Origin of the sequence: Microcystis sp. M165S2 (genome assembly GCF_020245885.1) — a bacterium.
Lineage (GTDB): Bacteria > Cyanobacteriota > Cyanobacteriia > Cyanobacteriales > Microcystaceae > Microcystis.
Genome location: NZ_JADBTZ010000017.1, coordinates 1 through 9,115, shown reverse-complemented (window position 1 = coordinate 9,115; position 9,115 = coordinate 1). Strand labels below are relative to the sequence as shown.

The 9,115-nt window shown below is 39.1% G+C and carries 18 protein-coding genes; 11 read left to right on the top strand and 7 right to left on the bottom strand.

What is annotated here, in order from left to right:
• The 10 genes from IM479_RS00970 to IM479_RS00925 all read left to right on the top strand — a co-directional run.
• Positions 1 to 717, top strand: a 717-nt coding sequence (locus IM479_RS00970; protein WP_287684528.1) for a tetratricopeptide repeat protein, incomplete at its 5' end; no start/stop codon positions are given.
• A gap of 192 nt (positions 718 to 909) precedes the next feature.
• Positions 910 to 1,131, top strand: coding sequence for a hypothetical protein (locus IM479_RS00965; protein WP_002736659.1), 222 nt, complete (start codon positions 910 to 912; stop codon positions 1,129 to 1,131).
• The gene (locus tag IM479_RS00960; RefSeq protein WP_002737575.1) at positions 1,109 to 1,366 is read left to right on the top strand and encodes a ParE family toxin-like protein; all 258 of its coding nucleotides are present in this window, start codon (positions 1,109 to 1,111) and stop codon (positions 1,364 to 1,366) included. Before IM479_RS00965 ends, IM479_RS00960 begins: the two co-directional genes overlap by 23 nt.
• Positions 1,367 to 1,382: 16 nt before the next feature.
• The gene (locus tag IM479_RS00955) at positions 1,383 to 1,694 is read left to right on the top strand and encodes a tetratricopeptide repeat protein (protein WP_287684527.1); all 312 of its coding nucleotides are present in this window, start codon (positions 1,383 to 1,385) and stop codon (positions 1,692 to 1,694) included.
• 79 nt (positions 1,695 to 1,773) lie between these two features.
• Positions 1,774 to 2,016 carry a DUF433 domain-containing protein gene (locus tag IM479_RS00950; protein WP_024969749.1) on the top strand — a complete coding sequence of 81 codons (243 nt, stop codon included), beginning with the start codon at positions 1,774 to 1,776 and terminating at the stop codon, positions 2,014 to 2,016.
• Positions 2,013 to 2,381 (top strand): DUF5615 family PIN-like protein, encoded by a 369-nt coding sequence (locus tag IM479_RS00945; RefSeq protein ID WP_287684526.1) that lies wholly within the window; start codon positions 2,013 to 2,015, stop codon positions 2,379 to 2,381. The genes IM479_RS00950 and IM479_RS00945 overlap by 4 nt, the downstream gene beginning before the upstream one ends.
• 136 nt (positions 2,382 to 2,517) lie before the next feature.
• Positions 2,518 to 2,775, top strand: coding sequence for a hypothetical protein (locus IM479_RS00940; protein WP_079209774.1), 258 nt, complete (start codon positions 2,518 to 2,520; stop codon positions 2,773 to 2,775).
• Between the two features lies 1 nt (position 2,776).
• Positions 2,777 to 3,007 (top strand): HNH endonuclease, encoded by a 231-nt coding sequence (locus IM479_RS00935; RefSeq protein WP_286826964.1) that lies wholly within the window; start codon positions 2,777 to 2,779, stop codon positions 3,005 to 3,007.
• Between the two features lie 104 nt (positions 3,008 to 3,111).
• Positions 3,112 to 3,426: a nucleotidyltransferase domain-containing protein gene (locus tag IM479_RS00930; RefSeq protein WP_024971013.1), complete on the top strand. Its 315-nt coding sequence runs from the start codon at positions 3,112 to 3,114 to the stop codon at positions 3,424 to 3,426.
• A complete protein-coding gene (locus tag IM479_RS00925) occupies positions 3,423 to 3,821 on the top strand; it encodes a HEPN domain-containing protein (protein WP_287684525.1) in 399 nt (132 codons plus the stop codon). Before IM479_RS00930 ends, IM479_RS00925 begins: the two co-directional genes overlap by 4 nt.
• Before the next feature lie 296 nt (positions 3,822 to 4,117).
• Here the strand turns inward: IM479_RS00925 and IM479_RS00920 are convergent, their stop codons facing one another.
• Positions 4,118 to 4,651 (bottom strand): DUF2062 domain-containing protein, encoded by a 534-nt coding sequence (locus IM479_RS00920; protein ID WP_287077665.1) that lies wholly within the window; start codon positions 4,649 to 4,651, stop codon positions 4,118 to 4,120.
• A gap of 53 nt (positions 4,652 to 4,704) precedes the next feature.
• Between IM479_RS00920 and mnmE the strand changes: the two genes are divergently transcribed.
• Entirely contained in the window at positions 4,705 to 6,078 is a 1,374-nt protein-coding gene (gene mnmE, locus IM479_RS00915; protein ID WP_287699033.1) for a tRNA uridine-5-carboxymethylaminomethyl(34) synthesis GTPase MnmE, read from the top strand.
• Between the two features lie 84 nt (positions 6,079 to 6,162).
• On the opposite strand, the gene IM479_RS00910 is transcribed toward mnmE, so the two are convergent.
• The 6 genes from IM479_RS00910 to IM479_RS00885 form a co-directional block, all read right to left on the bottom strand.
• Positions 6,163 to 6,480, bottom strand: coding sequence for a polyhydroxyalkanoate biosynthesis repressor PhaR (locus tag IM479_RS00910; RefSeq protein WP_287684523.1), 318 nt, complete (start codon positions 6,478 to 6,480; stop codon positions 6,163 to 6,165).
• A gap of 111 nt (positions 6,481 to 6,591) precedes the next feature.
• Complete coding sequence (locus IM479_RS00905) at positions 6,592 to 6,867, bottom strand: polyhydroxyalkanoate biosynthesis repressor PhaR (protein WP_286826966.1); 276 nt, start codon at positions 6,865 to 6,867, stop codon at positions 6,592 to 6,594.
• A 132-nt stretch (positions 6,868 to 6,999) separates the two neighbouring features.
• Positions 7,000 to 7,296 (bottom strand): polyhydroxyalkanoate biosynthesis repressor PhaR, encoded by a 297-nt coding sequence (locus IM479_RS00900; RefSeq protein WP_287684522.1) that lies wholly within the window; start codon positions 7,294 to 7,296, stop codon positions 7,000 to 7,002.
• A gap of 131 nt (positions 7,297 to 7,427) precedes the next feature.
• Entirely contained in the window at positions 7,428 to 7,736 is a 309-nt protein-coding gene (locus tag IM479_RS00895; RefSeq protein WP_287684521.1) for a DUF4164 family protein, read from the bottom strand.
• 112 nt (positions 7,737 to 7,848) lie between these two features.
• Positions 7,849 to 8,103, bottom strand: coding sequence for a hemolysin XhlA family protein (locus IM479_RS00890; protein ID WP_286826896.1), 255 nt, complete (start codon positions 8,101 to 8,103; stop codon positions 7,849 to 7,851).
• A 328-nt stretch (positions 8,104 to 8,431) separates the two neighbouring features.
• On the bottom strand, positions 8,432 to 9,115 hold a 684-nt coding region (locus IM479_RS00885; RefSeq protein ID WP_287684520.1), incomplete at its 5' end, for an RNA-guided endonuclease TnpB family protein.

Sequence of the window (9,115 nt, the reverse complement as noted above, 5' to 3'; positions counted from 1 at the left end):
GAAGCATTAGATTTGTCTAAACAACTCTTAGGAGACAATCATCCCCTTGTGGCAAATTCCCTCAACAATTTAGCAGCATTGTACGATTCCCAAGGCAGATACCCAGAAGCAGAACCTCTCTATCTAGAAGCATTAGATTTGTATAAACGACTCTTAGGAGACAATCATCCGGATGTCGCACAATCCCTCAACAATTTAGCAGCATTGTACGATTCCCAAGGCAGATACCCAGAAGCAGAACCTCTCCATCTAGAAGCTTTAGATTTGAGAAAACAACTCTTAGGAGACAATCATCCGGATGTGGCACAATCCCTCAACAATTTAGCAGCATTGTACCAATACCAAGGCAGATACCCAGAAGCAGAACCTCTCTATCTAGAAGCATTAGATTTGTATAAACGACTCTTAGGAGACAATCATCCCCATGTCGCACTTTCCCTCAACAATTTAGCATACTTGTACCAATACCAAGGCAGATACCCAGAAGCAGAACCTCTCTATCTAGAAGCATTAGATTTGTCTAAACGACTCTTAGGAGACAATCATCCGAATACAAAAAAATGTCGTAATAATTTACAAATAATGCGACTACAGCAAAAATTTACTTCTTTAACTTGGTGGCAGTGGATTATAGCTATTCCTATAGTTATTCTATGGATGCCATTTTATTTGCTATGGATGCTCACTCGGTGGCTAGTGCGTCGCTTTATTAGGTAAAGAGTCTAAACTGTAATTTATGGGATTATGGGATGGACTATAATTGATCATTGATGAAGACTTGTTGAATACAACACAATCATAGTATTCATTCAATCATTCAAATAATAGCTCCCGTAGGATGGGTTATTAACCCATCCGATAATACAACAATATAAAATAATACAATCACCTTCAATCAACCAAACAATCATGACTACACTCAAAGATATTGAATCCGCGATTCTCCAGTTGCCTGACGAAGAAATCCATCAATTATCAGCTTGGTTACAAGACTATCTTGATGATAGTTGGGACAAACAGATAAAAAACGATCTCGAATCAGGGAAACTCGATCGACTATTACAAAAAGTCAACAATGATATCAGTAACAATCAAGTTAAGCCTTTAGATGAAATCCTTAACAACTCCTGATTTTTGGCAATGTTATGCCAACTTACCTCCCTACATTAAGCAACAGGCAAAAAAAGCCTATCGTCTCTGGATTAGTAATGTTTTCCATCGATCATTACATTTCAAGAAAGTAGGGAAAAATGTCTGGTCAGTCCGAATAACTGAGAATTATAGAGCTTTAGCATTGAAAAAAGGTGAAGATTATTACTGGTTTTGGATTGGTTCTCATGATGAGTATGAAGAGTTAATTAAATAGAAGGAGAAAATTAACCATGCTAGATCCTCAAGAATTTCGCAATATTATCCACCAAGATTTTACTGAAGTTACCTCACAGGAATTTCTGGCAAATCAAAAAAAATACTGTCCAGAAATTTTTGAAGGCGATAACTATCCCAATATCACTGAAAATCTTAATAATTTAGCAAAACTCTACCAATCCCAAGGAAGGTACGCAGAAGCAGAATCCCTCTATTTACAAGCATTAGAATTAAGGAAACGACTATTAGGGGAGAATCATCCTGCTACTGTTAAGATTCGGAAAAATTTACAAAAAATGCGACAACAGCAACATCCATCGTATTAACTGTGATTGATGGGATTATGTCAAGTTTTTAGGAAATTAAATCAGTTTATTCTTAATCAAACTTAAACGGAGAAAATTAATGACAACCAACTTATTAAATAATGCTATTACCATAGATAACGAAATTCAACATGGTAAACCAATCTTAACAGGAACCCGAATCCCGATCGCCATTGTTATTGGTTCCCTGGCAGGAGGAATGAGCTATGAAGAAGTCATGGAGGAATATGGAGTTACTCAAGAGCAAATTCTTGCTTCTTTAGCATATTTTTCTGAACTTTTAAATAATGAAATCATTTATCCAATGGAGAAACCCAGTTGAAAATTCGCTTTTTAATTGATGAAGACTGCCCCTTAAGTTTAAGCAACTTGCTAAATTCTAAAGGTTATGAGGCTATTCATGTAAAAACCTCTGGACTAAGTGGCACAAAAGACCCTGAGCTATTTCGATTTGCTCAACGAGAACAGCGAATTATTATTAGCCGTGATTTGGGATGGGCTAATATCAAAAATTATCCTCCCAATACCCATTGTGGTCTGATTATTTTACGATTTCCTTTTGAGGCGATAGCGGTAGAAATTAGACAGGTTTTAGAAAATTTTATCAATACCGTAGATATAGAAGAAATTATTGGCTCAACGGTAATTGTGGATAAAAATAAGTTTAGGATCAGAAAATCTGGTTGACAAATTAATAGTGTTCCTAATATAAATTAAACAGCGATCGCCACTTTTAAACCTGATAGAAAAACAGCAATTCTTTTACAGTTCATTAAATTGTAATTGCTTTTTCCCTACCCAATAAACCCAACAGAATAAACCCATGAATACAGCAACCCAAACCATCAAAGTCTATAACGAAATTATTGAACTAATCGCAGGGGGAACCACCCCCCAATCGGTGATTAACTTTCATCTTTCCGATACCGCTCAAAATCGCCTAGAAGACCTAATTTATAACGCTAAAAATAATGAACTTACCCAAGATGAAAAACAGGAACTCGATGCTTATTTAATGCTAGAACATATTATGACCCTAGCAAAAGCAAAAGCTCACCAATATCTCAATGGAGCCAACTAAAATGGCTCGACCTTACATTAGTGCAGAATTGCGAAAATTAGTTGCTGAACGTGCCGATTTTCTCTGTGAATATTGCTTAATTTCTGCTTCTGATAGGGTATCTGGCTGTCAGGTGGATCATATCATTAGTGTTAAACACGGGGGAGCAACTTCGGCTGATAATTTGTGCTATGCCTGTATTTTTTGCAATTTACAAAAAGGTACAGACTTGCTGAATACAACACAATCATAGTATTCATTTAATCATTCAAATCACAGTTTAGACTTATTATGGGATTATGGGATGGATTATATTGTTAATATTGTTTTGCAGTACAAAAAAGGTCATAAAAAATCATGGAAAAACAACTATTACTCAATAAAATTAAACAAGCAGTACAAGCGATCGAACCACAAGCGCAAATATTTCTTTATGGTTCACGGGCGCGGAATGATGCTCAACCAGACTCTGATTGGGATATATTAGTATTAGTTGATGGGATCACCAACCCTACTCGCACATCTCAAATCCGTCGTCAAATTTATGAAATCGAATGGGAAACAGAAGAGGTTATTTGTACCATTGTTCGCAGCAAAAATCAATGGGAACATCCCTTATTACAAACTACTCCTTTCTGGCAATCAGTTAACAAAGAAGCTATTATGCTATGAGTAAAAATTCCTCTCACGATCAACTAATTAGGTATCGTTTAAATCGTGCAGAGGAAGCTTATCAAGATGCTTGTTCTCTTGCTGATGGTGCAAGATGGAATAGTTGCATCAATCGTCTATACTATAGTTGCTTTTATGCTGTTACGGCTTTACTTGCTTATGATAATCTCTCATCTCCAAAACATACAGGTGTCCGTAGTCTCTTCAATAAAAACTACATCCGTAGTGAAATTATTTCAAAAGACTTTGGTGCAATTTATAACGAATTGTTTGAATACCGTCTCGAAGCAGATTATACAGACTTTGCAGATTTTGATGAATTACAAGTTCTTCCTTTCATTGCAAAAGTGAGAGATTTTTTAAATATAATTTCAGACCTGCTTCCTACTGATTAAATGACAAAAGTATTGTATAGCAATACATTAAATCAAGAGCATCTTAATACACAAACGATTCGGGAAAATTTACAAATGCTGCGACAGTCACATCCATCGTCTTAACTGCGATCAATTTGACTATGGGATGGACTATGATTGATCATTGATGAAGGTTTGCTGAATACAACACAATCATTGTATTCATTCAATCATTCAAATCATAGTTTAGACTTATTATGGGATTACCGTTGGTGCTTCTCATCCATGGCCCTTAGATTACCGGATTTCGTCCCCCCCTGAACGGTGACAATTTATCAGCGTTTTCTACCTGTTTGTCGCCGGTGATACCGTTGATGAACTAGGCGATAGCTAACAAAATAGGTTATAGTAGCAAATACCGTCGCTGATAGTAAGCAACCAAAAAACAGGGTCAAAAGAAATTGGCCGCCAGAACTAGCTAACTTTTCGGTGAAGCTTTGATTAGTTTGAAAAATGTTGCCCAGATTCGATCGCCCGCTTTGACCAAGAATAAACTCTCCTAATTTATAGTTAAACAGGAAAATTGGCAGATCGGTCAAGGGATTGCTGATATAAGTACCTGCAGCAGCTGCGATTTTGTTGGCACGAAATAGGGTGGCTAAAAAGATAGCGACGATGATTTGAAGGCCCATCCACGGGAAAAATCCCGAAAAAACTCCCAAGGCAAAACCCCTGGCAATTTCCCTAGGATGTCCTTGTAATCGCATTAAGCGAATATACCAATAGCGCAAAAATCGCAGTAAGCGATTACTCGAATATTTGCCGCTTTTTCTCGCTTTTAATGGCCGTGAATGCATATTTTCGGGCATAAATGCTGACAAAATTGATACGGAGTTCAATTTTAGCAAGGAGTGATTAAGAGATGTTAAACACAGGGGATACGATCGCTGCCATCGCTACGGCGATCGTTCCGCAACAGGGTAGCATCGGTATTGTCCGTTTATCCGGTAGTCAGGCATTGGCGATCGCTCGTCAGCTTTTTCATACCCGCAATCGTCAAAAATGGCAAAGTCATCGTCTTCTCTACGGTTATATCCGGCATCCCCAAAGTCAGGCAATTATCGATGAAGCTTTACTGTTGCTCATGTTAGCACCCCGCTCTTTCCCTCGCGAGGATGTGGTGGAATTTCACTGTCATGGCGGCATTATGCCCGTACAACAGGTGTTACAGTTATGTCTAGAAAATGGGGCCCGTTTGGCACAAGCGGGGGAATTTAGCCTGCGTGCCTTTCTTAACGGCAGAATTGACCTAACTCAAGCTGAAAGCGTCGTCGATCTCGTTGGGGCGCGTTCTCCCCAAGCGGCACAATTTGCCCTCGCTGGTTTACAGGGGAAACTCGCTCAACCGATCCGCCATTTGCGTGCCACCTGTCTCGATATTTTGGCTGAAATTGAGGCCCGTATTGACTTTGAAGAGGATTTACCGCCCTTGGATCACGAGGTGATTCTTTATAGCATAGAACAGGTTTTTTGTCAAGTAAATTTAATTTTAGCCACTGCCGAGCGCGGGGAATTGCTGCGTAGTGGTCTGAAAGTGGCGATCGTGGGGCGGCCGAATGTGGGTAAATCCAGTTTGTTAAATGCTTGGAGTCGGAGCGATCGAGCGATTGTCACCGATTTACCCGGCACTACCCGCGATATTGTCGAATCTCAGCTAGTTGTGGCGGGAATCCCCGTACAAGTCCTCGATACGGCAGGAATTCGCTCGGCCAGCGATCGAGTCGAACAAATTGGGGTGGAACGTTCCCGTCAAACGGCCCGGTCTGCTGATTTAGTTCTCTTAACCGTCTCCGCAGAGTCAGGATGGACCGAGGAAGACGCGGAAATTTATCGCTCTGTCAGCGATCGCCGATTAATTTTAGTGATTAATAAAATTGATTTGGTTAATCCAGAAACGGTAATTTACCCAGCAGAAATTGAGCGCGTTGTCAAGCTATCCGCCGTCCAAAATCAGGGTATTGAAGACTTAGAAAAAAGTATTATTAATGCTGTCCAAAATCAAGAACTACAGGCGGCTAATTTGGATTTAGCCATTAATCAACGACAAGCGGCCGCTTTAACTAGGGCGAAAATTGCTTTGGAACAGGTCAAAAAAACAATTGACCAAGATTTACCTTTTGATTTTTGGTCGATCGATCTGCGTACTGCCATTCAAGCTTTAGGAGAAATTACCGGCGAAGAAGTGACTGAATCGGTACTCGATCGCATTTTTAGCCGTTTTTGTATTGGCAAGTAAGCAATTAGAAAATCTGGTCAACCAGACACAAGTTTTTATCCTTTTGTGTTGGGTTAACTGTAGTCTTGTTGAGAATTATAAAGATCAGATATTACTGGAAAAAAATACTTTCCAAGCGGCCGTAATAATGGCACTTCCCAAAAGGATAATCAATGTCCAGACCTGATTTTTTTGGGTTCCTTCCACTGATTTTAGCCGATTGTCGATGCCTTCGATTTTCTCGTCTAAAACTTTAATATCCCCTTTGATATCTGCTTGTCCTATCTCAAGTTTTGTTAAGCGATTATCTAATCGATCAAACCGTCCATCAATCTTATCGAATTTCTGGCTAACTTCCTTGATACTGTCTTTAATTTCTTTAAGGACGACATCAAGGGAATAAGTAACAGTTTCGTTAGACATTGGGTCAACTCCTATACTGCATCTGGTTGGATATAATTTTATCTTAGTCTAGGCTTTAAGAAAATTTTTTTCAGGAGCGGTTAACTGTAGTCTTGTTGAGAATTAGAGAACTCAGATATTACTGGAAAAAAATACTTTCCAACCGGCCGTAATAATGGCACTCCCCAAAAGGATAATTAATGTCCAGACCTGATTTTTTTGGGTTCCCTCTACCGATCTGAGACGATTGTCGATGCCTTCGATTTTCTCGTCTAACACTTTAATATCCCCCTTGATATCGGTTAGTCCTATTTCTACTTTGGTTAACCGTTCATCGATTTTGTCAATCTTCCCCTCAATCCTTGTGAGGACAGCTTCTAGGGAATAAGTAACAGTTTCGTTAGACATTTGGTAAACTCCTATACTGCATCTGGTTTGGGATAATTTTATCTTAAGTCTAGGCTTTAAGAAAATTTTCTTTCAGGAGCGGTTAATCTTTTTGGGTTCGTTTAACTGTAGTCTTGTTGAGGATTAGAGAGATCAGATATTACTGGAAAAAAATACTTTCCAAGCGGCCGTAATAATGGCACTTCCCAAAAGGATAATCAATGTCCAGACCTGATTTTTTTGGGTTCCCTCTACCGATCTGAGCCGATTGTCGATGCCTTCGATTTTCTCGCCTAACACTTTGATATCCCCTTTGAGATCGGCTATTCCTATTTCTACTTTGGTTAACCGCTCATCAATCTTATCGAATTTTTGACTAACTTCCTTGATACTGTCTTTAATTTCTTTAAGGACGACATCAAGGGAATAAGTAACAGTTTCGTTAGACATTTGGTAAACTCCTATACTGCATCTGGTTGGGGATAATTTTATTTTAAGTCTAGCTTTAAGAAAATTTTCTTTCAGGAGCGGTTAATCTTTTGGGGTTCGTTTAACTTTAGTCTTGTTGAGGATTGGAGAACTCAGATATTACTGGAAAAAAATACTTTCCAACCGGCCGTAATAATGGCACTCCCCAAAAGGATAATCAATGTCCAGACCTGATTTTTTTGGGTTCCCTCTACCGATCTGAGCCGATTGTCGATGCCTTCGATTTTCTCGTCTAACACTTTAATATCCCCCTTGATATCGGTTAGTCCTATTTCTACTTTGGTTAACCGATCTTCTACCTTGTCAAATCTTTCGTTAACCCGCTTCTCAAGCGAGTCAATCTTCCCCTCAATCCTTGTGAGGACAGCTTCTAGGGAATAAGTAACAGTTTCGTTAGACATTTGATAAACTCCTATACTGCATCTGGTTGGATATAATTTTATCTTAGTCTAGGCTTTAAGAAAATTTTCTTTCAGGAGCGGTTAACTCTAGTCTTGTTGAGGATTAGAGAGATCAGATATTACTTGAAAAAAATACTTTCCAAGCGGCCGTAAAAATGGCACTTCCCAAAAGGATGATTAATGTCCAGACCTGATTTTTTTGGGTTCCCTCTACCGATCTGAGACGATTGTCGATGCTTTCAACCTTTTCGGTTAAAGTGGCTACTCCTATTTCCACTTTGGTTAACCGTTCATCGATTTTGTCGATCTTCCCCTCAATCCTTGTCAGAATAGCTTCTAGGGAATAAGTAACAGTCTCGTTAGACATTTGGTAAACTCCTATACTGCATCCGGTTGGATATAATTTTATCTTAAGTCTAGGCTTTTTGGCATTCCTTACCCTATAGTTAACTTTACTTTTGTCCAACCACTGAGACAGTGTTAGGTGAAAACTTAGATAGTTTCTTGTCACTGATTACCAGTTACTGTTCATTCTCTACGGAAAAACCCTAACTGCCAATTTTTTCGGGAACTTCCTAACATTCCATTCATCTTAAAACCCAGATTCCGCCAGAAAAAAGGAGGAAATCCAGAGGAGTTTCAGGCTTTTTTCCTAGCCCTCTCGGTTTTCTTTTGGTTTGACACTCCCATCGCACTCATGCGAGGGATTCTTCGTTCACGGGGAGATGCCTTGCAAAAGCAGTGCCTTTACTTGGTCTTACTCTCCCTCCAGAAGCAGTAGCGGTATGCCCTACCGCCAAAATTCGTAAACCTTCATCTCGAATATTCTTAGCGGCATTGATGTCTCTATCGTGGGTTTCTCCACACTTAGGACATTGCCAACTACGAATATCCAAGCTTAAACTGTCAACACGATTTAAGCAGTTACTACAAGTCTTGGAACTAGGAAAAAATCTGTCAACTTCTATATAGATTTTTCCTTCCCATTCAGCCTTGTATTTTAACATAGTACAGAATTGACCCCAACCAGCATCACTAATTGATTTTGCTAGTTTCTGGTTTTTGACCATGTTTCTGACTGCCAGATTTTCTACCACTATGACTTGGTTTTCGTCAACTAATTTACGACTTAGTTTGTGGAGGAAATCTTCACGACAACGAACAATTTTAGAGTGAACTTTAGCCACTTTAACTCTAGCTTTATTTCGGTTGTTAGAGCCTTTTTGCTTGCGACTTAATTTCTTTTGTCTCCTCGCTAATCTCTGTTCGTACTTACGATAGTATTGAGGATTCCCGTGTTTAGTCTCATCTGATGTAATAGCAAAATGGCTTAGTCCAACGTCTATCCCGACAGCTTTTCCTTCTGATGATTTTTGGGG